The sequence below is a fragment of the Providencia sp. 6390 genome (assembly GCF_058148425.1).
Genome location: NZ_JBYVYL010000004.1, coordinates 375051 through 397971, shown reverse-complemented (window position 1 = coordinate 397971; position 22921 = coordinate 375051). Strand labels below are relative to the sequence as shown.

General features: G+C 40.3%; 23 protein-coding genes and 1 pseudogene. 10 read left to right on the top strand and 14 right to left on the bottom strand.

The features are described 5' to 3' along the window. Window positions 1-537: 537 nt before the first annotated feature. Window positions 538-1425 (bottom strand): LysR family transcriptional regulator, encoded by an 888-nt coding sequence (locus AC3Z9T_RS11545; RefSeq protein ID WP_490126263.1) that lies wholly within the window; start codon window positions 1423-1425, stop codon window positions 538-540. A 126-nt stretch (window positions 1426-1551) separates the two neighbouring features. Between AC3Z9T_RS11545 and AC3Z9T_RS11540 the strand changes: the two genes are divergently transcribed. After that, entirely contained in the window at window positions 1552-3201 is a 1650-nt protein-coding gene (locus AC3Z9T_RS11540) for an alpha-keto acid decarboxylase family protein (RefSeq protein WP_490126262.1), read from the top strand. Between the two features lie 63 nt (window positions 3202-3264). Here the strand turns inward: AC3Z9T_RS11540 and AC3Z9T_RS11535 are convergent, their stop codons facing one another. From AC3Z9T_RS11535 to AC3Z9T_RS11520, 4 genes are all read right to left on the bottom strand, one after another. Beyond that, window positions 3265-4242, bottom strand: a complete 978-nt coding sequence (locus AC3Z9T_RS11535; RefSeq protein ID WP_490126261.1) for a Gfo/Idh/MocA family protein — start codon at window positions 4240-4242, stop codon at window positions 3265-3267. 88 nt (window positions 4243-4330) lie between these two features. Next, window positions 4331-4903 (bottom strand): hypothetical protein, encoded by a 573-nt coding sequence (locus AC3Z9T_RS11530; protein WP_490126260.1) that lies wholly within the window; start codon window positions 4901-4903, stop codon window positions 4331-4333. Between the two features lie 180 nt (window positions 4904-5083). After that, a complete protein-coding gene (gene dbpA, locus AC3Z9T_RS11525; RefSeq protein ID WP_490126259.1) occupies window positions 5084-6457 on the bottom strand; it encodes an ATP-dependent RNA helicase DbpA in 1374 nt (457 codons plus the stop codon). A 227-nt stretch (window positions 6458-6684) separates the two neighbouring features. Next, entirely contained in the window at window positions 6685-7854 is a 1170-nt protein-coding gene (locus tag AC3Z9T_RS11520) for an RNA-guided endonuclease InsQ/TnpB family protein (protein ID WP_490126258.1), read from the bottom strand. Window positions 7855-8552: 698 nt separating this feature from the next. On the opposite strand from AC3Z9T_RS11520, the gene AC3Z9T_RS11515 reads away from it, so the two are divergent. Next, window positions 8553-9095: an RNA 2'-phosphotransferase gene (locus AC3Z9T_RS11515; protein ID WP_490126257.1), complete on the top strand. Its 543-nt coding sequence runs from the start codon at window positions 8553-8555 to the stop codon at window positions 9093-9095. A 49-nt stretch (window positions 9096-9144) separates the two neighbouring features. Here AC3Z9T_RS11515 and AC3Z9T_RS11510 read toward each other — a convergent pair whose 3' ends face one another. Then, window positions 9145-9315 carry an Lrp/AsnC ligand binding domain-containing protein gene (locus AC3Z9T_RS11510; protein ID WP_490126256.1) on the bottom strand — a complete coding sequence of 57 codons (171 nt, stop codon included), beginning with the start codon at window positions 9313-9315 and terminating at the stop codon, window positions 9145-9147. Window positions 9316-9582: 267 nt separating this feature from the next. Here AC3Z9T_RS11510 and AC3Z9T_RS11505 point away from each other — a divergent pair, with 267 nt between their 5' ends. Continuing rightward, window positions 9583-10194 carry a LysE family translocator gene (locus AC3Z9T_RS11505; protein ID WP_490126255.1) on the top strand — a complete coding sequence of 204 codons (612 nt, stop codon included), beginning with the start codon at window positions 9583-9585 and terminating at the stop codon, window positions 10192-10194. On the opposite strand, the gene AC3Z9T_RS11500 is transcribed toward AC3Z9T_RS11505, so the two are convergent. Together AC3Z9T_RS11500 and AC3Z9T_RS11495 are read right to left on the bottom strand one after the other, a co-directional pair. Next, window positions 10184-10756: a HutD family protein gene (locus AC3Z9T_RS11500; RefSeq protein WP_490126254.1), complete on the bottom strand. Its 573-nt coding sequence runs from the start codon at window positions 10754-10756 to the stop codon at window positions 10184-10186. The genes AC3Z9T_RS11505 and AC3Z9T_RS11500 overlap by 11 nt on opposite strands. A gap of 89 nt (window positions 10757-10845) precedes the next feature. Further along, window positions 10846-12270 carry an aminotransferase-like domain-containing protein gene (locus AC3Z9T_RS11495; RefSeq protein WP_490126253.1) on the bottom strand — a complete coding sequence of 475 codons (1425 nt, stop codon included), beginning with the start codon at window positions 12268-12270 and terminating at the stop codon, window positions 10846-10848. Window positions 12271-12515: 245 nt separating this feature from the next. Here AC3Z9T_RS11495 and AC3Z9T_RS11490 point away from each other — a divergent pair, with 245 nt between their 5' ends. The 5 genes and pseudogenes from AC3Z9T_RS11490 to AC3Z9T_RS11470 form a co-directional block, all read left to right on the top strand. Beyond that, window positions 12516-13853 (top strand): cytochrome ubiquinol oxidase subunit I, encoded by a 1338-nt coding sequence (locus AC3Z9T_RS11490; RefSeq protein ID WP_490126252.1) that lies wholly within the window; start codon window positions 12516-12518, stop codon window positions 13851-13853. After that, window positions 13843-14853, top strand: a complete 1011-nt coding sequence (cydB, locus tag AC3Z9T_RS11485) for a cytochrome d ubiquinol oxidase subunit II (protein ID WP_490126251.1) — start codon at window positions 13843-13845, stop codon at window positions 14851-14853. The genes AC3Z9T_RS11490 and cydB overlap by 11 nt, the downstream gene beginning before the upstream one ends. After that, complete coding sequence (locus tag AC3Z9T_RS11480) at window positions 14810-14989, top strand: DUF2474 domain-containing protein (protein WP_490126250.1); 180 nt, start codon at window positions 14810-14812, stop codon at window positions 14987-14989. The genes cydB and AC3Z9T_RS11480 overlap by 44 nt, the downstream gene beginning before the upstream one ends. A 174-nt stretch (window positions 14990-15163) precedes the next feature. Further along, entirely contained in the window at window positions 15164-16003 is an 840-nt protein-coding gene (locus AC3Z9T_RS11475; RefSeq protein ID WP_490126249.1) for a siderophore-interacting protein, read from the top strand. 384 nt (window positions 16004-16387) lie between these two features. Then, a pseudogene (locus AC3Z9T_RS11470) lies at window positions 16388-16501 on the top strand (SymE family type I addiction module toxin); the annotation flags it as partial. 39 nt (window positions 16502-16540) lie between these two features. Here the strand turns inward: AC3Z9T_RS11470 and AC3Z9T_RS11465 are convergent. From AC3Z9T_RS11465 to AC3Z9T_RS11450, 4 genes are read right to left on the bottom strand one after another with little or no spacing between them, the layout of a single operon-like run. Next, window positions 16541-16846, bottom strand: coding sequence for a hypothetical protein (locus tag AC3Z9T_RS11465; RefSeq protein WP_490126248.1), 306 nt, complete (start codon window positions 16844-16846; stop codon window positions 16541-16543). Window positions 16847-16852: 6 nt separating this feature from the next. Beyond that, window positions 16853-17494 (bottom strand): CdiA C-terminal domain-containing protein, encoded by a 642-nt coding sequence (locus tag AC3Z9T_RS11460; protein WP_490126247.1) that lies wholly within the window; start codon window positions 17492-17494, stop codon window positions 16853-16855. Window positions 17495-17542: 48 nt separating this feature from the next. Continuing rightward, window positions 17543-18214, bottom strand: a complete 672-nt coding sequence (locus AC3Z9T_RS11455) for a VENN motif pre-toxin domain-containing protein (RefSeq protein ID WP_490126246.1) — start codon at window positions 18212-18214, stop codon at window positions 17543-17545. After that, window positions 18183-19265: a hemagglutinin repeat-containing protein gene (locus tag AC3Z9T_RS11450; protein WP_490126284.1), complete on the bottom strand. Its 1083-nt coding sequence runs from the start codon at window positions 19263-19265 to the stop codon at window positions 18183-18185. The genes AC3Z9T_RS11455 and AC3Z9T_RS11450 overlap by 32 nt, the downstream gene beginning before the upstream one ends. Window positions 19266-19483: 218 nt before the next feature. Here AC3Z9T_RS11450 and AC3Z9T_RS11445 point away from each other — a divergent pair, with 218 nt between their 5' ends. Both AC3Z9T_RS11445 and zinT read left to right on the top strand, forming a co-directional pair. Then, window positions 19484-19663: a hypothetical protein gene (locus tag AC3Z9T_RS11445; RefSeq protein ID WP_490126245.1), complete on the top strand. Its 180-nt coding sequence runs from the start codon at window positions 19484-19486 to the stop codon at window positions 19661-19663. 181 nt (window positions 19664-19844) lie between these two features. Next, a complete protein-coding gene (zinT, locus tag AC3Z9T_RS11440; protein WP_490126244.1) occupies window positions 19845-20489 on the top strand; it encodes a metal-binding protein ZinT in 645 nt (214 codons plus the stop codon). A 47-nt stretch (window positions 20490-20536) separates the two neighbouring features. Here the strand turns inward: zinT and phoH are convergent, their stop codons facing one another. Continuing rightward, a complete protein-coding gene (phoH, locus tag AC3Z9T_RS11435; RefSeq protein WP_490126243.1) occupies window positions 20537-21319 on the bottom strand; it encodes a phosphate starvation-inducible protein PhoH in 783 nt (260 codons plus the stop codon). A 491-nt stretch (window positions 21320-21810) separates the two neighbouring features. Further along, the gene (locus tag AC3Z9T_RS11430) at window positions 21811-22836 is read right to left on the bottom strand and encodes an endonuclease (protein WP_490126242.1); all 1026 of its coding nucleotides are present in this window, start codon (window positions 22834-22836) and stop codon (window positions 21811-21813) included. Between the last annotated feature and the right edge of the window lie 85 nt (window positions 22837-22921).

Sequence of the window (22921 nt, the reverse complement as noted above, 5' to 3'; positions counted from 1 at the left end):
ATTACAACAAGCCTGCGTTGCACTTCAAAAAACCGCCCCTTGATGGGGCTTGGTATCAACGGTATGCGAGCAAATTGCCTTATTTAGATATTGAAGCAGTAACGGCGACTCATCACCTTATTCTGATAACGAATAGGTACGGTACTGTATTTTTTATCACTATCTGCCAATAAAACGCCTGCTTTTGTTAATGTCGATAATGCGTACTTGCGTTGTTTCTTCTGCTTCAAATGGCGATGAATCACACTGCTATCACTTCAATGCCTTTCAAGAAATCACTGCTGGCGCTTCTTCGATTTTTTCCTAAGAAGCTTTGAGCTCAATCAAATAAATGATCTCTACTATTAACACCCTCGGTTCTCAGTGATCCTTATATTTTTCATTAACTGATTGAGACCTTAGAGAGCAATAACCGTGGTTTTATTACTAACATTTCCAATATTCGCTATAACAATACAATCTTTATCTTCTGGTGCAGTTACCAACAGAGCTCCCTCCTTATCCCATATTGCGCTACGGCCAACTGAGGTTTATTTTCTATTGGATACTCAACATTTTCATTGACAAATCATTCCACGCTTTTGCTCTACGGGTTTGCGAACCACTTTTTAAGGTAGCTAATGCTAATTCATAACAAAGTACGGGTTCAATCACTGGAATAATTGATAAACCATCTGCTCTTGTTTTATTCCACATACTATCAGGAAGTAATGTAATACCTACACCTGCCCTCACCATGGCTGTGACTAAATCAAGATGGCTACTGCGGCTTGCAATCATTGGCTTCTTACCATAAATGCCGCAAGCACTGGTAACTAATTCATTAATTCGAAAATCATCAGAGAAAAAAATAAATGGCTCATTAATCAGTTCTTTAAACTTAACTGAATGACGCTGTGATAAAGGATGTTGGTCGCTGACTAATAGCATTAGACGATCTGTCGAGAAAGCACGTAGATCAAAGCGCTCATCATCAAGTGGTAACATCACCGCCGCCGTTTCCACGTCACCATTCAACATTGCGTCAATCATTTTACGCGTTCCTAACTCAATAATTTTTAATTCTACTAAAGGATAACGTTGGCTGAAGGCTAATATGACGTCAGCAAAATAAGTTGAAGCGATAACAGGGGGTAATCCTACATGTAAAACGCCCTCTAATGGACCTGACTTCTCTTTTAATGCCTTATTCATTTGGCTGAATTGCGTAAGGATTTGCTTAGCATGAGTCAATAATATTTCACCTTCATCAGTAAGGCTAACACCATCAACCTCCCTAACTAATAATTTATAACCAAGTTCTTGTTCAAGTTTTTGAATGCTCCGACTAATAGCCGGTTGTGTAACAAACAAACTTTCAGCTGCTCGGCTAAACCCATTAAACCTCACAACCTCAACAAAGTAGCGTAATGAGCGTATATCCATTCTTATCTCGCTATGATTTTTAGTTATAGATAGGATGATTATAAATGATTTCCATAAAAGTCACATTCGCGCTAAAACGAATAGATAATAGAATTATCAACCGTCAAAATCATTAGAGGTAATATAATGAACAAGACAGTCATCGAATACGTTTTAGCCTGCTTACATGAAATCGGGATCAATGAAGTTTTTGGTGTTGCTGGAGACTATGCATTTCCCATTGAAGACGCAGTCTGTGCAAGTGAAAACATGCGTTGGATCGGCAATTGTAATGAACTGAACGCCTCATATGCTGCTGATGGCTATGCACGAATCAAAGGTAGTGCGGCACTATCAACAACCTTTGGTGTTGGCGAATTAAGCGCTTTAAATGGTATTGCAGGATCATATGCAGAGCACTTGCCTATATTCCATTTAGTGGGGATGCCTGTAAGTGGCGTACAGAAAAATCATCGGCTTGTGCATCACACGCTCGGTAATGGTGATTTTGATGTCTTTTATCAAATGAGCCAACATATCAGTTGTGCGCACGCGATCCTCACCCCCGAAAACTGTATTGCCGAAACCAAGCGCTTAATCACCACCGCTCTTCATGAGCGCCGCCCTGTTTATATTGGGATACCCTCTGATTATGCCGTCATGCCTGTTATAGCAGATAAAAACAATGCCGCCGTAGTTATGCATAAAAGTAATAGCGAGTCGTTATTAGCCTCCGTTGCTGCTATTCTAGAAAAACTAAACTCAAGTAACAAAGCCTGTATAATCCCAGGGATCTTGAGTGCACGATTAGGTTATGCCAATGACGTTCAAGATATTATTAATAAAACAGGATTACCTTATGCCACTATGTTTATGGATAAAAGTATCGTCAGCGAATCTAATTCGACCTATATGGGGATCTATAATGGGAAACTGATGAACCCCGAAATTGGAGAGTTTATTGAAAACTGTGATTGCATTATTGGCATTGGTGCTGCACTAACGGATTTTAATTCAGGGAGCTTTACTGCAACCATCAAACCTGAAAATAGTATTAATATTCTTGCGGATCATGTCAAAGTGGGTTCTGCCGTTTACCCGCAAGTCTATATGAAAGATGTATTAGAACAATTAAAGCAATGCGTTCCTTCTTTACAACATCAAGGTATTAAGGCAAAGGGACTTGGCGAGCCAGTTCAAGGTGATGATGGGAAAATTACGGCAAAATACCTCTATCCTAGATTTGAAAAAATGTTCCGAGAAGACGATATCATTATCGCCGAAACTGGCACTGCTTCTATGGGGCTTGGTTTTGCACTCCTCCCTCATAATGCACAATTTCACAACCAGACACTGTGGGGTTCTATTGGCTGGGCAACACCAGCGGCGTTCGGAGCTGCGATCGCAGAGCCTAATCGTCGCATCATTCTCATAACAGGTGAAGGTTCACATCAACTCACCGCCCAAGAAATTAGCCAATTTGCTCGTTTTGGACTAAAACCAATTATTTTCGTGTTGAATAATGATGGATATTTAATTGAGCGGTTACTTTGTAAAGATCCAGAAGCTTATTATAACGACCTGCCAAAATGGAATTATGTGCAATTACCAGAAGCACTTGGTTGCCAAAATTGGCACTGCGCGCAAGTCACTACATGCGATGAGTTAGATGCTGTAATAACTATTGCAGAATCAATAGATACCGCATCCTACATTGAAATTGTTATGGACAGATACGCCGCATCAGAGTTGGCACAAAAACTCGGTAAATCTGTTCAATCACTGTATTCATTTTAAATATTAACAATAAGCCATTGATAGTAATAATAAGACGCTCTCAATGGCTTTTAATTAAATATTTTATTCAAATGTTATCCCAACATCATTTCTTGATGTTGTTAATATTTTTGAAACGATTATTGCCAATCCAAGTAACTCATGACATTTTTCAAACCGTTTCGAGGCCAATTGATCACGGAAAAATGCAAACTCAAAGATCATAAAGTTTGTGAGTTCATTTTCAGCAACCTTTGTTATCTTACCATCGATACAGGCTTCAACTGACTGGCACAGGCTTGGCGCACCTTCTACTCGAATATAGCCTTTTGTACCTTGAATAATAAAATATCCTTGACTGGCTGAATCTTTGGCACCGGTGCATGTTGCTATCGCTGAACCAAACTGGAATGTGACAATTCCTGAGGTATCAATCCCATTATGCCCTTTATTACAAATATAGTGGCTACTATCTGGTGCTCCCATGAGCGCAGTTAATACATAAATGTTATAGAGATTAATATCATACAAAGCACCGCCAGCTTGCTTTGGATCGAAGGCCGCATGAACATTACCGAGTAAGTAATCATCATATCGACTAGAATATTGCGAATAATTACCTTGAATAACTTTTATATCACCAATTTTCTCAAGATTTTGCTGAATAAAGTGAAAGCCTGGCGTATGGATAGCTGTAATGGCTTCAAACAAATAAAGCCCTCGTTGATGAGATAGCTCAACCAGTTCTTGCAGCTGCTGCCATTGTGGAGTGAATGGTTTTTCACAAATAACATGCTTATCAGCCATTAGTGCCTTATACGTATAGTCATAATGCAAATGATTTGGCAGGCCGATATATACCACTTCAACTAATGGATCATGCAGTAGCTCTTCGTAGTCGGTATACAATTTTTGAATCGCAAACTGCTGGCAAATTGACTTACCTTTCTCAACACTTGATGCTCGAACACATAGCGCAGCCACCTCTATCCCTTGCACATGTGTTAATGCATCAAGTGCAGACATAATGATTTTCCCTGAACCGATCAGTGCTATTTTCATTGGTTTTACCTATTATTAAATAGTAACTATCATTAAAAGGCTTTAGTGATCGACATCATGCTATATCCTGAAAAAAAAGTCATAACTTTCACTCAGATTTATTTTCTCGCACTGATTGATAATAATCTTCTATAAAACCTTTGGCTTCTTTGATTTTCCTATCAGAAGGCGGCGACAAACGGAGGCACCCAATAAAAGCGATAACGCCGATAGAACCTAATAGTGCGATCAAAAAAATACTGTGAACAGCTGCACCTTCTTCCCAAAATAATATTGCACACAATATAAACATTGCACTTGCAATAAAATAAGCAGCCATACTTTCCTTTCTATTAAACTTAACTTTATTTTCATCAAATATAAGTTGATTGGTTAATTTACACCTTTTAAGGTAGCTATCAAAAATAGCAAAATAGTCATGCCTTGGAACATCAGTATTGCTATCACAGAGCTTTATGACCTCCTTTTGTGCCCATGCATTATTAACACCAGTGATTTTTTTATAATCAACACGTTCATTATGCGCAATTTTTCTACTTTTATGTTCATCAGGCTCATCACCTGTAATCTTAATAGTAGAATTATTCGTATTTGGTATTAACCTTGGTAAAATAATAGCTTTTAGAATATCCAAAAAGAAATCCAATAATTTTGTTAGCATTATTTTTAGTCCTTATTATTTAATAATAAAAATATTTCTTTTAATCATAAGATAAATTTCAGTTTATGACGTAATAGAATATTGAGTCAATGCTATTTTGATATGAATTTAATTAGATACTTTCGAGTTTTTTCTTAGGCGGGAGATAATTAATTGGGGAGAATAATCTCCCCCAATAAATTATTTTAACAACCGTACTTTAACGGATTTACCTTTAATTTTACCCTGTTGCAACTGCTTCCACGCGTGGCGAACCACAGATTGTTTTAATGCCACATAAGCATGAGTCGGTTGAATTGTTATTTTACCAATATCGGCACCATCAAGCCCCATATCACCAGTTAAAGCACCTAAAATATCACCGGGACGCATTTTGGCTTTTTTACCACCATCAATACACAGTGTTGCCATCGTTGCTTCAAGAGGAGTGATTGTAAGACCCGCAGGCACAGTTTGCCAATTTAATTTCATATTCAACATTTCTTCTAAAGCATTTGCTCGCTGAGCTTCTTCTGGAGCACAAAGGCTAACAGCTAAGCCACTTTCGCCTGCACGGGCGGTACGGCCAATACGATGAACATGAACTTCAGGATCCCATGACAGCTCGTAGTTGATCACCATCTCTAGTGATTTAATATCTAACCCACGGGCCGCAACATCAGTTGCCACCAAAACACGGCTACTACCATTAGCAAACTGTATTAATGTTTGGTCACGATCGCGTTGTTCCATATCGCCATGCAACACGAGCACACTTTGATGGCTGTCAGACAAGGCATCAAAGACCGCTTGGCAATCCTTTTTAGTATTACAGAAAACAACACAAGAAGCAGGTTGCTCTCGGCTCAATAGTTTTTGTAATAAACTAATCTTCCCATGACGTGAAACTTCATAGAATTGCTGTTCAACTGCTGGCAATTCATCCACAGAATTAATTTCAATGGTTATTGGATTACGCTGAATACGATGGCTGATTGCAGTAATAGCTTCAGGCCACGTTGCTGAGAATAGCAGTGTTTGACGTTGAGCTGGTGCATAATCAATTACTTGGTCAATATCATCAGCGAAGCCCATATCTAACATACGATCTGCCTCATCTAATACTAACGTCTGTAAATCATCGAGTTTAACGGTTTCTTTATTTAAGTGATCAAGCAAACGACCCGGCGTCGCAACAATAATGTGTGCCGCATGGATTAATGAATCACGCTGAATACTAAATGGCACACCGCCGCACAATGTGAGTATTTTAATATTTGGCAAATAACGCGCCAAACGTCGTAACTCGTTAGCAACTTGATCTGCCAATTCCCGAGTTGGGCATAGCACCAAAGATTGAGCGTTAAACTGTTTAGCATCAATATGTTGTAATAACCCAAGCCCAAATGCCGCTGTTTTACCACTGCCCGTTTTTGCCTGTGCACGGACATCTTTCCCTGCAAGAATTGCAGGTAACGCAGCCTCTTGAATGGGTGTCATCGCTAGATAACCCAGCTCTGTTAAATTAGAGAGTTGCTCCGCAGGAAGCGCGTTAAGTTCAGCAAATGAAGTCACAGTGAAAGTTCCGAATAAATAAGATAAGAAAGCTAATAACCCATTATGATACTATCCCTTCCTTAGTGTGTCGTGAAAAATTTGCATATCTACACTTGTCATACTTCAAGTTGTAACGCTCTTCGTTAAGAAATGGTGGCTATGCTCACTCACGCCAGTCACAGTGTTATCTATGCTCCTAGCGACTGTGACTGCTCTCCGCCGTAAACGGCGAAGCTTCCCACTTCTCAGGCCGCTACCGTTTGTATCACGGATTTACGCTGGCCTCCATGGGCTGAAACGACGAGTCCCGCCGCCTGTAATTCCAATATGCCTTTATGTCGAATGTTGAGGGCCGCATTGATATCGCGATCATGTTCAACTCCGCATTCACTACATTGCCAAATACGCTGATGCAACGGCATATCGGCCATCTTGTGACCGCAGCAGTGACAAGTTTTCGAACTGGCGAACCATTGATCCAGTTTGACCAGATGCCCCCCTTTTTCTGCGGCTTTGTATTCCAGCTTTGAGATGAATCCACACCAGCCCGCATCGCCTATTGCACGGGCAAGAGCGTGGTTTTTCATCATATTTGCTGACTTCAGTGTCTCGACAATCACCGCTTGGTTTTCGTCAACGATTGCACGAGAGAGTTTGTGTTGAAAATCAGCGCGAGCATTGGCAACCCGTTCGTGTATATAGGCAAGTTGCCTTCGAGCTTTACCACGATTTGCACTGCCTTTTTGCTTACGTGATAACGCTTTTTGTTTACGCCGTAAATTTCGGCTAGCATTGATAAGATGACGCGGGTTAGCAACCTTATCACCATTCGATTTGATGACGTAATGGGATAACCCCATATCCAGACCGGTGATAGTGGTGACCCACGACGGTTTCGCGGGCTCTTTAGTTTCATCATCACAAAGTATGGAGGCGTAGTATTTGCCCGTGACCGTTCTGGACAGGGTGATGCTTTTGACTTTTCCGACAATGTCACGATGGAGGCAGGCCTCTATCGGTGCCAATTTCGGGATTTTAACCGCATTTTCCAGCACCTTTACTCCAACACAATGATAACTCGATTGTTTACCATGTTTGCGTTTAAAGACAGGGAAACGCGTTTTCAATTTTGGGTTGAAAAAATTGGAGAACGCAATATCAAGATTGATGATGGCTTGTTGCAATGCAATGGAATCATACGCTTTCAACCACGAATATTGACGCGATTTTTTAGCTATCGCCAGTAGAGGTTTCAGGTCTTTCCGTGGGCTTAAACTGATCCCCTTGTGTTGATAAATGTGCTTTTTGATATGTAGCGCTTTGTTGTACGCGAAACGCACGGCACCAAACTGGGCGTTAAGGTATTCCGCCTGTTCTGGTGTCGGATAGATGCGTACTTTTGTGGCTCTTAACATTGTCAGCGCTCATTGATAAAGTGTCCATATATTATCATGATGAAAGGCCATTTCATTGAGCCCATTGCATGGTTCTTTGGCGAAGTTTCTCCGAAAAAGATACCCTGTCAGTCAGCGGAGCGTCTATTTGATTGTGCCACAAAGTCCCTCAGGAAGCGCGCTGATGATTGCTTTTAAAAGCCCTCAGGGCTTTTCGCCTTATATCTCCGCCCGCATTGGGCGAAGGTTTACGGCGGATTTTGCTAATTATTTAGATTATATTGGTTATTTATGTACGAAACTCACTACTTTTAATCAAGAAAATCATTATTCAACAAACAGATACTTATATTTTTATTATCATTTAAATTAAACTTTAAATAATAATAGCTTTTTCTGGGGGATCGTTTTTTCACCCAAAAAGTGTATTGTTTTATATTTTTAAATTAGATAATTAATTTAATTTGCATAATTACTTTTTGCAGCAATAAATATTTAACATTTCGCTGAAAAACATTGCATTTGAGTGATGTTTAATATGTTTAACCTTCTTAATCATTAGTAAAATAAATCAATTTAATTCAATCAACTACAGCTTAAATTAAATATCGACATTACGTGCATCTTGGTTATCATCTTCTATGCTTTTAATTGAGCAGTAATAAAATATCGCTATTATGGCAAATAAGGATAGTTCGGCTTAACAAGGGGGGGTTAATATGCAAAAAGATACGATAAAGCTCAGTAAGTTTTTAAGCTATGTTTTGCGACACAAACCTGAATCCATTAAGGTCAAATTAGATCCTAATGGTTGGGTTTCTGTCGATACGTTACTCTACCAAGCAAATCAGTATGGGCATCCGCTAGATCAATCTACATTAGAGTCTATAGTTGTAACAAATGACAAAAAACGTTTCACTCTCTCTACAGATAAAAGCATGATACGTGCAGCTCAAGGACACTCTAGCCAACAAGTCATAATGGAATTAAATGAACAGTATCCACCACAATACCTTTATCACGGTACGGCAGTCCGTTTTCTTGAGTCGATTAACCAAAAAGGTTTAATTTCAAAATCACGCCATCATGTACATTTATCTGATGATGAAATAACTGCCAAGTCAGTTGGCACACGCCATGGTAAACCCATTGTATTAACTATTGAAGCCCGAAAAATGTATGAGTTAGGCTATAAATTCTATCTTTCAGATAACCAAGTTTGGTTAACTGATAAAGTTCCATCACAATTTATCTTAGTTTAACCACAAAACCTAATGAGCTACCGTCAATTTTGTACAGTAGCTTACATGCTCACCATACTATAATAGTAACGCATATGTGACTTTCTACTGTTTCCATCGGAACTTCAGTCTTAATACTTTGAATACGACCAATTTGCGTTAAATGATCTGCATGAAATCGCGGGTAAGATGCGAGATCTTCTGTCACGATACGGATCAAAGCTTCACACTCGCCAGCCATCAAATAACACTCAAAAACTTCCGGCATTCCTTTGATTTCAGAAACAAACTGGTTATATCTCCGCCCGCATTAGGCGAAGGTTTACGGCGGGATGTTGCTAACTTTATTGGCGTAATTTACCCTTATCTTAATTATTATTGATACTTACTGCCAAATTAGAATTGATTATTAGCAATAAAACAACCCAATATTCATTCATAATCGCTATAATTTTTGTCGAAGCTAACCTACTGAATCCCCAATCTAACAATAATACAAGGAGCCTCGATGGAGCTACAAACACTTATCCTATTCAGTGCTACAGTGCTCCCCCTCATCTGCACACCAGGGCCTGATATTTTATTTATCGCTTCTCAGGGTATATCTAGTGGATCCTCAGCTGTTTGGAAAGCAAACTGCGGCATTATTTCAGGTTATATGATGCATGCTATTTTAGCAGCGTTAGGCTTAGCAGCAATAGTGGCTACTTATCCACTATTGTTTAATACTATAAAATGGGTGGGGGTGATCTACGTTGGCTACTTAGCCATCAAAATGGTGCTTTCAGCAATGAAACCAGGAAAATTGGCATTAAAACCAGCTTCATCTAATGCCATTATCGGGAAAGGTTTTTTGACTAGTTTTCTTAACCCTAAAGGATTATTAGTCTATTTTGCCATTCTACCTAATTTCATTCGTTCATCTGAGCATGTTGCAATACAATCCATTATTTTATCTGCCATCTTAATCGCTTTATGCATCGCTATTTATGGTGTGATTGGTATGGTATTCGCATCAATGCATAAAAAAGATACTTATAGTGACAAGCGCCGTCGCATCACTGATGGCGTTGCTGGTGGTATGTTAACATTAGCAGCAATTGGCCTTGCTACGAGTTAATAGGGGTAACCGCTACCCATATTAGCATGCTACCTGTCGTGTTTGGTGAAACAACACCTTCACCTATGTCAGGTAGCCACCAGCCACCTTGATTAGCCTTCAACGTTTTACAGCTCGCCCCTGAAATACTCCATTCACCTGCTAAAATATACATTATGCCAGCCTGCCCAATGGGTAAGCGCTGCTCTTGGGTGATAACATGGCTTTCTACAACCCAACGTTCCGTATTAAATTCTACGTTTAATAGGTGAGATGATGACGCTAACAGTTCAAGTCTTGCATCATCGCAAGCTGATGATTGATAACTCTCACCAATGTGGTTGAGTGTGTGCTGACACTGATGTTTATCTATGATAGATAATGCGCTTTTATCGAGGGAAATACACAATCGAGCACCTTCGGTATAATGGTTTAAAAAACACGAATGAGTAATGTGCTCAATACTAGCGCGAAGTGAAAAGTCTGATGCTACTGGCCAACAAAATATTTCTGTGCTGTCACCATCCCCCTCTAACCACTCATGGATAGGTAACTCAGCGGCATCAAAACATTTAATTTTCATACATCCCCCGAGCAAATGTCATCACCAGTCGTGGTGTTAGAGTGGCAAACATGTTTACTCAGGGCAATGGCTTTACACTTAAAATGTGATTAACCGCGTTTCTCTGTAATTAAAATATGGCATAAGCGCCCTAATGTTTTCATCGCTTGATCAAGTTGCTCATTCCATGCAAAAGATGTATTCAGCCTAAAAGCATGATTGAATTGATCACTGGTTGAAAACATACTGCCCGGTGCAATACTAATCCCTTCCTTCAAGGCTAATTGATACAAACGGATAGCATTAAATGGTGGCTCAAACTCCAACCAAAGAAAATAGCCTCCTTTCGGGGTATTCACTTTTACTGAAGATGGCATGTATTGTGCAATAGCCCCTAACATCTGATGTTGGCGCTGTTCCATTGTTTGGCGCAATTTTCGCAAGTGACTGTCATACCCCCCTTGAGTGAGATATTCAGCAATCGCTAATTGTGTTGGCACACTTGCCGAGACAGTACTCATCATTTGTAGATGTTGGATCTTCGTCGCATGGCGCCCAGCGGCCACCCACCCCACCCGATAGCCTGGTGCTAAACATTTTGAAAATGAAGAGCAATGGAAAAAATTACCTTTTACATCTAACGCTTTTGCAGGGATCGGTTGCTGGCTACCAAAATAGAGTTCGCCATAAACATCATCTTCAATCAGAGCAATTTGGTTTTTATTAAGGATATCTACCAAACGCTTTTTATTTGCAGGTGGCATCGTACCACCTAATGGGTTTTGATAATGCGTCATTAACCAACACGCTTTAATTGGATATTTTGCAGCAATGCCTTCTAGCGCATCTAAATCAATACCAAACAATGGATCAGTTTTAATGGCAATGGCTTTTAGTTTTAAACGTTCAATAGCCTGTAATGACCCATAAAAAGCAGGTGATTCAATCACCACCCAATCACCTGGTTGGGTAACAGATTGTAAACTAAGTACCAAAGACTCCATTGCACCAGCAGTGATAACAATTTCATCAGGAGCGACATGGATGCCTTGGCTTGCATAACGTTGAGCGATATTACGACGCAGTTGCTCATTTCCTGGTGGCAGGTTTGCGGTGGTATTAAATCGAGCTAAGCGTCGAGCCACTGATGCAAGGCTTTTACCTAATTTCGGTTCATCAAGTAGTGCAGGTTCAGGAAATGCTGAACCAAATGGGATAATATCAGGATCTTTACAGGCCTGTAGTACACCAAAAATTGATGCATTAATTTCTACATTTTCATTCAAATGTAGGCCCTTTCCCCCTTTCGCAGCGGCAAAGTTGGTATTTCTACGCGCAACATAGTAGCCTGATTGTGGTCTTGCACCGATCCAGCCTTGGCTTTCAAGTAATTGGTAAGCCTGCACTACTGTCATAAGGCTTAAACCTGATTGCTTCACACTTTCCCTAAGTGACGGTAACCTATCGCCAACCTGCCAGATATTATCCTCTATCTGTTGACGTATTTGTGCAGCCAGTTGTTCATATCGCGTCATATCCGCCTCAACTGTTATAGTTAATAACTGAAAAATTGTTACTATTATAGTTTATCTTCTCATGTTTTACTTATCCATACATTCACCTGAATTTTTTAACTATAAGCACAAAACATTTTTACTCAGTTTGCCGTTTCGTCGAACAGTCGCTGCTATCGGTTTTTTGCCAAGGAACGCACTACACCTACCGGCTGCAAAAAGTGAAATTGTCATGTGCATACGATCAACTCCAATCAGGGGTCAATATGTTTGGACTAACTGCGCTGGAACTAGCCCGTATACAATTTGCATTTACGGTTTCGTTCCATATTATTTTCCCAGCTATCACCATCGGTTTAGCCAGTTTTTTGGCTGTACTCGAAGGACTATGGTTGAAAACACGAGATGACGACTACATAAAATTGTTTCATTTCTGGTCAAAAGTCTTCGCTGTCAATTTTGGTATGGGCGTTGTTTCTGGCTTAGTAATGGCATACCAATTTGGTACCAACTGGAGCTTCTTTTCCGATTTTGCGGGCAGCGTGACTGGCCCACTGCTCACCTATGAAGTGTTGACAGCATTCTTCCTCGAAGCTGGTTTCCTTGGTGTCATGCTATTTGGTATGCAGCGAGTGGGTGAAAAACTCCACTTTTTTGCGACATGCATGGTTGCTCTAGGAACAATCATCTCTACCTTTTGGATCCTTGCATCCAACAGTTTTATGCAAACTCCACAAGGGTTTGAAATAGTGGATAACCGCATAGTACCTGTTGATTGGTTAGCGGTTATTTTCAATCCATCGTTCCCATATCGTTTGCTTCATATGACAACCGCAGCATTCCTTGCCGCTGCATTTTTTATTGGAGCTTCTGGCGCATGGCATCTGCTAAAAGGCAATAAGTCTTCAGCGATGAAGAAAATGTTTTCTATGTCTTTATGGCTAATTTTAATTTTAGCACCCATTCAAGCTCTCATTGGCGATGCTCATGGGCTAAATACCTTAAAACACCAGCCTGTCAAAGTCGCCGCAATGGAAGGACACTGGGAAAATAAACCGGGTGAAGCAACGCCATTGATCTTATTTGGTATTCCAAATATGGAAAAGGAAAAAACTGAATATGCAATTGAGATCCCTTATTTAGCTAGCATCATTTTAACCCATAGCCTTGATAAGCAAGTCCCTGCCTTAAAAGATTACCCACCGGAAGACAGGCCAAATGTATTTATGGTGTTTTGGTCATTCCGCATCATGGTTGGTCTTGGCATGTTGATGATCGCAACGGGTGTTTGGGGACTTTGGTTACGCTACCGCAAAAGACTCTATGACTCTAAAACATTCTTACGTTTCGTGTTCGTCATGGCACCATCAGGGTTAATTGCCATTCTAGCTGGTTGGTTTACCACTGAAATTGGTCGTCAGCCATGGGTTGTGTATGGCTTGCAACGAACATCAGATGCTGTGAGTGCCCATGGTAAAATGCATATGAGTATCAGCCTACTTGCCTTTTTTGCAGTATACGGCGGAGTATTTGGAATTGGTTATATGTACATGATGAAATTAATTCGTAAAGGCATTCAACAGGAGACAACTCATGGGCATTGATTTACCGCTAATTTGGTTTGTCATCATTGTATTCAGTATTTTGATGTATATTGTGATGGACGGTTTTGATTTAGGGATCGGTATCCTCTATCCAGCCCTTAAAGATAGCCAAGATCGTGATTTAATGATGAACAGTGTTGCCCCTGTCTGGGACGGTAATGAAACTTGGCTAGTGCTCGGTGGAGCCGCTTTGTTTGGGGCATTTCCATTAGCTTATGCGATCGTCCTTGATACACTGTCAATTCCTTTAACCTTCATGCTGCTTGCACTGATTTTTAGAGGCGTCGCATTCGAGTTTCGATTCAGAGCCGATGAGTCACACCGTAAACATTGGGATCATGCCTTTATTTGGGGCTCAATTTTTGCCACTTTTGTGCAAGGTGTCGTTGTTGGTGCTTTTATTCAAGGATTCCATGTCGAAAATCGCGTTTATATGGGCGGATATTTTGATTGGTTCTCTCCTTTCCCATTATTTTGTGGTTTTGGCTTAGTCGTCGCCTATGCATTACTTGCTTGTGGCTGGCTGATCATGAAAACTGAGGGGCATTTACGCACTACCATGTATCGGTTACTGCGTCCATTAACATTGATTATGTTAGCAATTATTGCTGTGATCAGTGCATGGACTCCCGTCCTCAATAGCGCCATTTATAGTCGCTGGTTTAGCTTACCCAATCTTTTCTTCTTTTTACCTGTTCCACTATTAGTGTTGGGATGTGTTTGGGTTATGTTAAAAAGTGCAAAGCAGCAAAAGTCGGACAGTGTTCCTTTTCTATCTGCATTACTGCTTATTTTCCTTGGTTTTACTGGGTTAGGGATCAGTGTTTGGCCAAATCTCATTCCACCTGCAATTAGCTTTCGTGATGCCGCCGGGCCAATGGAAAGCTTAGGTTTCATGCTAGTTGGTGCGCTATTTATTATCCCTGTTATATTGGTTTATACCTATTGGAGTTACTATGTCTTCAGAGGAAAAATTACCCCAGAGCAAGGCTACCACTGATCAAACGATACCATCACCGTGGTGGAAAAAAATAGGTTGGATGGCAGTGCTTTGGCTAGGAAGTGTATTGGTATTATTTGCCTTCTCTTCCGTGTTTAGGCTGCTGATGACCGCCGCTGGAATGAAAGTCAAATAAGCTTTCACAATATATGCCGTACTTGCTGGGCTAGTGCGGCATTTTTTTGCCTATCATTAAAGAGCAAAATGTTTTACTCACACTTATTTCTATTCTGCCAAAGCATGATATGATAATGATAACAGTTAGCAAATAATAATTTTATCATTATCATTTATATAAAGGAGCTCGCCAGTGGCTAGTGAAAAACCAGTCGAGAAAAACATATACCGCCCGGCGCCACCACAGCTTATTCAGGTTAAATCCATTACCGATATCAGCCCTTCAATCCGTAGCATCACATTCACTGGGGAACGACTTAGTGATTACCCAACTCAGTGTGAAGGTGGTCATATCAAAATTTTCCTCGCGCCTGATCTCAAAAGTGAACCAGCCTTACCCGTATTAACTGAAAATGGCCGTAGCTGGCCAGAAGATAAGCCGCGCCCATTTGTACGGACTTATACCGTACGCTCTATTCGCCCTGAAATAAAAGAAATCGATATCGAATTTGCGATGCATGATGGCGCAACAGGCCCTGCTTATTTGTTTGCCCGTGATGCAGAGCAAGGCCATTGGATGGGTATCACCAATCCGGGAGGACCTGACCCACTACTGCCACACACCCAACACTATTTTATGGCTGGTGACTCCAGTTCACTCCCCGCCATTGCAGCTCTCCTTGAAAAAATGCCTGCAACCGCAACAGGGAAAGTGGTATTACGACTCGATAATTCAAATGATGTTCGTGAACTCAGCAAACCAGCGGGTATTGATGTAACGTGGATTTGTGGTGATATCAATAAAACTGCTGAACTAATCAGCACATTCAAATCTTGGGATATACCAACAGAAGATGCTTCGTTTTGGATTGCAGGCGAAGATCAAATTATTCGTGATTTACGCCGTTATATCCGCCGAGAAAAAGGATTCAATCGCGAAAGTATTTATGCCATTCCATACTGGCGCTACGGTTATGATGAGGAAGGCTATCATCATGAACGACATAATGTGATGGATAACCCTGATGATTAGTAAGTGACATGATCCACACGTAGTGGTGGTTCAACCATCACTACTTTGTTTAGTCTCTTTTTCCACCTCAAAGTCAGATATACCCATAACATTAATTATTAAACGGTATCGATAAAACCTGTTAACAAAAAACTTATACAATACTGAATCAACGTTAGTAGTAAAGCTGCAATCCAACATATTCACCAAGCTCATTTAGCCAGTATAGAGCTGGCATTTCATAAAAGTAAAAGTTCAGTTCATCATCTTCTGTAGCCTCAACATTTTTTTGTCAGAGCCACTCGCTAAGAGCGTTGTAAAGGAAAAGCTAGGCAGGAGGCTGTAAAATCAAGACAGTATACAGTGGAGTACTTGCCTAACCGATAGCGCCCGAACCCCAGCCCACAGCTGATTATCAGTAGTAAGTGGCTGAATGAGCTTGGGTTTACGGTAGGCAGTCACTTTACCCTCACCCGCCAAGCGGGACAACTGATCATCCAGTTGGCTGAGAGTGAGTAAAATAATTAAAGAGATCCCAGTATAGTACTGGGATCTTGTTTATATTAAATCTTCACCATTGTGTAGAACGATCACATTGTCTTTTCCTAGTTCATCTTTCACTAAACTAGCGATTTTATTTGTACATATTTCAAGTAACTTATTAGACACGCTAATGTAAAAATAGGACTTAGGATCTAGGCCAAATTCGTTTGAAATTTCTTTATCAAACTGCTCTAAATCTCTAGCTTTATATAAAATATAGTGTTTTGGAAAGATTTCAGGGTAATTAGCCAGAAAAATATCCAGTTTTTTCTGTAATTCACCGACAGATAATGTCGTATAGCATCTCAAATCTATGGACATGTTTCCTCACTTAACTCTGATTGCATTGCCAGTTTTATCAATGATAATGAGCTTATCTAACCCCATTATTGGCCATTTTGTAAACTGCTGCTGAAGTTCAGGGGCTGATACTTTAGTGTCAGACATATTAATAACTACATTATTAGTCTGCCCTTCATTTATCTTACCTTTTACTTCTGTCCAGATATTTCGAACGCTTCCTGACTTAGGTGCATAGTTATCAAAGATTTCGCCATTGATTCTGTAATCAGGGTCTTTTTTACCGGCAATAATAGGGTTTTGTTCTACATGGAAGCCTGACTTCGATAATATCTGTGCACTTTCATTTTCTCGATTGAGTGAGCGGATATTTTCTTTTGTCATTTGAGGCGTTGTTTTAGTGACATGCCCAGTTAATGAGCCTTCTGATTTCGGGATGGCGTTTCCTATCGTCCCTGTTTGCCAAACATTTGTTTCTGGAGAAATTATCCCACCTGTCGGTTTTTCAACCACTTTATTGCCTGCAATACCACCAAAGACAGCTAAAGAGCCAAGGCCAATATTAATTCCACCTTCTGTATAATTACCCTCAATAACTTGACCGATCCCTGTTCCTGTTTGGTAAGAGCCTCCCGCAACGAGTGTACCCCGAATAATTGAGCCAGGCACACCAGGTAATGCAACCAGCGCATCAGCACCAACAGCAGCTTGTCCCGATTAAACGCCATACATTTTTAAGTAACTAAGTGCCTCGTTATACGCTTTCGCATCTGCATAAGCGGCAACGAATGCACCACCATTAACAAGATTCTGAATAGCTGCCTTTGCCTCTGTTTCACTAAATCCATACACCGTTTGCAGCTCATAGCCGTACTGATTGAGTTGATTTGCTAAGTCTTGTTGTTGGCTTTCATTTAATTGGCCATTGCGATATTGCTCAAGTAACGCATTACTCGCACGATCTTCATTGATGAGGTAGACGATATTTTGAGAGGCTTGTAGGAGATTTTTACCTTCCTTTTGATCATCAAGGGCTTTCATCAACTTTTCATTTTTTGTCGCTGATAAAAAGTTATTCTCGATCGTCGTCTTACCTGCCTCTGCGGCATTGACTGCGCTTGAAGTATCTCCCCCCACTAAATTACCCGCAAGGCCTGCCGCCAAACTTGCAAATGCACTGACTGTCGCTTTTTCATCTTCACTCAGTTCACTTGGTTGTTTATTATAGAGCTCTTTTGACAACATTCCTACTGCTTCGGCTGTCATTGCACCGAAAGATTGAGCACCTGCATTTTCACCTTTGGCTAATGCTAGTGCAGCATTAGCAATACTATGTGCCGCCAAACGCCCTGCTTTATTATCTTCTCCAATGTTTTTTGGCGATTTCATTCGCAATATACGGTGCGCTCGCATTCGCTACCGCTTTATTTACATCACCATTTACCAAACCTTGAATTAGGGCTGTACCCGACTCGACTATGCGACGTTTGTCCCCACCAATTTGCCAGCCAGAGCCTTTGATTTCAGCTTGAATCGCCTCTTCACGCTCTTTACCGCTTAAGGTTGGATTGTTTTCGTTTACCTTCTTCGTAGCAGTGATTGTCGCGTCCGTCACTGCAATATCAGTGATTTGCCTACCCAATTCACCAATTAACTGCGTTTTTTCTATCCGTTTTTGTTCTTTCTCTTTATCGAAAATCGTATCAAGTTTTTCATGGGCATGCGTCGTATCTCGACTTAATTCCTTGATGTCTTGCTTCTGATTTGCTTTATCTCGAATGATTAGCTGGCCTTCCGACACTGCTGACTGTGTCGTATTACTCGCTTCGCCTTTGTTATTAACATTGGTGAGTAGCGAGCCAGCGGCATTACCCGCAAGTTGGTCTGTAAACGGTGTTCCACCTGAACTGAAGCCACCACTTTGGCTATCCACTTTATACTCAGCTTTATTTTTAATATTGCCAAAACCTAATGTACCAGTATCCAGCTTGTTTTTATCTGCTTCTGCTGCGCTGCTGATCACAGCACCATCAAGTTGTGTATGATTACCAACTGTGATATCAAAACCACCTTTACCTGCGTTGATACCTGTTTGCTTATCCACCGATTGATAGTCACTGTGCATATCTGTTTTGTTAGCATTCACCGATACGGTGGTCTTTAGCCCACTACCAATACTGCCAGACAAGCCACCACCTTTCTGCTGTGAATCATACTTGTCCGTCGCTTGTTGGCTCGATAACGTTAAATCACCACCCACATTGGCTTTCACCGTTTCACCATTAACTTGAGCGCCAGTTAATGTGGTGTCTTTGCCGCTATTTAGGGTCAGTTGCTTGCCTGCATTAACTTCGGTATCTGTGTAGAATTGGCTATCACCCTTTTCGAAGCCACTGCCTTTATTGACACTTGTATTAACGTTCCAGCCTCCGGTACTAATACCCGCGCCTATCGAACTACCAATTCAGTTAGAAAAATACTTAGTTAGAGTGCTTTCAGATTGGCTGCTTAAGTTATATATATTCTAAATAATCATTTGAATAATAATGATTGTTTGTATATATCCTTAGCATTCAATTCATTAACGTTATCCTATATTTATTGTTTTCAAATCTTAAACATTTGCTTTATGGTAGATTTTATTTCAAGGAATAAGTTATGCGCTTAATTTTATTGATGATATTTACCATCACCATTGTAGGTTGCTCTGGCTCACCCCAAAATCAACAAAAACGTATTCCTCCTAAAATCGATCCATATGGAGATAGCGTCTTAGATAGCATTAAGCAAAACCAAAGCATCTATAGAGAACAGCAAATCAGCAAACCAAGGTATTAATCGTTTCACTTTGTCCTAAAGGTATGATCTACAAATGGGTCATATCTTTATTGAATTTTCAAACCATTATTGTGTTCTTCCTGAACAATCATCTTCCCATTCCAAATAATCTTTTGCATTCCTCTTTGTGTTATATTATAACATAACACTCAAGCTCGTTAACCTCTGAAGGAAGCCATCGATGAATAACAAGTCACTCGCTACGATCGCATTGAGCGCTAGTGCATTACTTGCCAGTTTTACTGTTTTTGCCCACAGTCATGTTCATCCTCAATCTGAAAAAGCCATCCAGGCCAGTAAAGGTATTTTTGATGATGCAGATGTGAAAGATAGAAAACTGAGTGATTGGGATGGAATATGGGAGTCCGTTAACCCACTTTTATTAAATGGTAAACTGGATCCTGTATTAGAAAAAAAAGCCAAAACAAATAAAGACAAAACGGTTGAAGAGTATCGTACGTATTATAAAAAAGGTTATGCAACAGATGTTGATAGTATAAGTATTGAAAATAACCTGATTGAATTTAGCCAGAACGGAAAAAACCACAGCTGTACTTACCATTATTCAGGCTATAAAATCCTTCATTATACTTCGGGTAAAAAAGGTGTCCGCTACTTATTTGATTGCCAAGATCCGGCATCAAAAGCCCCTAAATATATTCAATTTAGCGATCATATTATCGAGCCACAGGTTTCTGGGCATTTTCATCTCTATATGGGCAATGAATCTCAAGAAAAACTATTACAACAAATGGATAATTGGCCAACTTATTACCCTTATTCACTCAATGATGAACAAGTGGTACATGAAATGCTGCATCATTAGTGATTGGAATGGCCCCAGCAAGCTGGGGCTTAGAAGGGATTTGATGATTAACTATAGGCGAGCAATGCACGATGGCAAAGTGTTGAACGAACGCAATCATCAACAGTAAAGTTGATCATGGCCACCATCTCATCACTACTAAAACGTTGCAATGCATCGGCTAAGCCAGATGTGACACCTTCAGGTAAATCACATTGCGTGACATCACCATTAACGATAACGGTGACATTCTCCCCTAAACGCGTTAAGAACATTTTCATTTGTGTGACAGTCACATTTTGTGCTTCATCTAATATCACAATTGCATTTTCAAATGTGCGGCCACGCATATAGGCAAACGGTGCAATTTCAACCTTAGCTATCTCAGGTCGCAGACAGTATTGTAAAAAGGAGTTCCCCAACCTTTTCACTAAGACGTCATAAACAGGTCGAAAATAGGGTGCAAACTTTTCGGCCATATCGCCAGGAAGAAAACCGAGATCCTCTTCTGCCTGCAAGACAGGACGTGTGACAATGATTTTATTGATGTCTTTATTAATTAACGCATCTGCAGCAAGAGCGGTGCTGATAAAGGTTTTGCCACAGCCAGCTTCACCATTTGCGAAAATTAATTGTTTATGTTTAATCGAGTTGATGTAGAGTTTTTGCGCGTCATTACGAGGAGCGATTGGCGAGTTATCTCGCCGTTCTTTCGCCATTCCGATTGGCTCAATACCAGTAAAATCAGCAAAGGAAGTCACACTTGCCATTTCGTAACGACCTGCGCGTTCTTTACGTAATGAACGTTTCATTTCACGGCGTGTCTTTGTTGCAGCTTTCTGTCTACTCATAGTATTAACCCTTCCAGGTATCGTTGAAGTCAATTCAAATGACGGACTATTCAGAACAGAGAGGAGCTCCCTTCAAGCTCGTGTTAGTTGAACATGCAATAAAAAAACCGGTTACTCATCTCACCATGACAATTTCATGATGGAATAGTAACCGGTCTTGTGAGCATATAAACAAAGACTTAGTTCCCATTAGTTCCTCCCTGCTAGGCTATACCCGTAAACTAATGAATTTCTATGACACTATTATGACAAAACACCAAAAAGTTAAATCTGTTAACTCTTATGGTGTTACGCTTGTCCCTTAAAAAGACTATAGCGCTGAATTTCTTTTGATTGCAACAATAATTTAACACTTATAATGATATATTTTTGCATTTATACCTGAATTAAATTAGTAAGGCTCTCCTCACTGCATAATATTTGAGCTTAATTCATTAATAATTAAGATAATATAAAAACCCAGCATTGATAAAACAATACTGGGGATCAATTTATGGTTTGCAGTTACCTGCTAATTGATAACCTGCTGCTTGAGCCGCTAATTCATCTGTAAACATCACAGAATTTTTTTCTGATGTTGTTTTGAAACCAGAACAATGTGATAGGTGATATTTGTGGGAGTTACGATTTCCTTTAACCTGTACAATCTCTTCCATAGGCTGCACTTCTGGCGCTACTTCCACTTCTACAGATGAAACATCGCTATCAAGTTTAAGCCCCTGAGCACTATTTTTGTGACCAAGTTGCCATGATGCCTCTCCTGTTACAAAAGGATTGTGATGCCCCATTTGTGCCGCAACTCGCTGATCACGCAATTTTTCCCATTGACTCGGTGGATATTTTTTATCCCAGACCATCAATAACTGTTCCTGCTGACGCGACATAGAAAGGTTATAACGGTCATACATATAGAAATACACACGTGCAACCTGCCCCTTTACTTCATCACGAGGCTCAAACACACGCTGCTTAAAATCAACGCGGCTACGGCACTGGCCATAAGGATATTCCACATTATCAGCGAGTTGCCCGTAGCTAAAGTTACTTCGATCGCCATTTACCTCACCAATTGAGGGAGCTAAATTATGCATATTAGCTTCCATTTTGCGGAAAATAGCATCAGTTGCGATACAATTTTTACGCCCGCCTTGTTGCCAACATTGTCTTTGATGACCAAATACCCATGCAGGAACAATATGCTCCCATTCAATCCTTTCTGCGCGGGCCTGTTGTTTGCGAACTTGATAGCCGCAGGATGCTAGGTCAACTCGACCACCACTTTTACCAACCCAACTCCAATCACAACCGCAATACAGTGTTCCTTCGCCTTGATGAGTTTGATCCATATAAACTTTGGTTTTACTCCGCACCTTCGCTTCATTAAAATCACTTGGCGCTGCAATAAGTGGGGAAGTAAACAACAATATAAAAAACGAAAGTGCCCATTTAGAGCACAAAAAAGTGAATAATTTATTCAAAGTAGCACCACTAATAATAAACAAGTAACCGGAATGCATTAATGCATCCTGTAATATACTGCAATTTTTCTTATGGCAGAATCGCGGTTAAATATAAGCTTTTTTGCTATTGATGAATATTAAA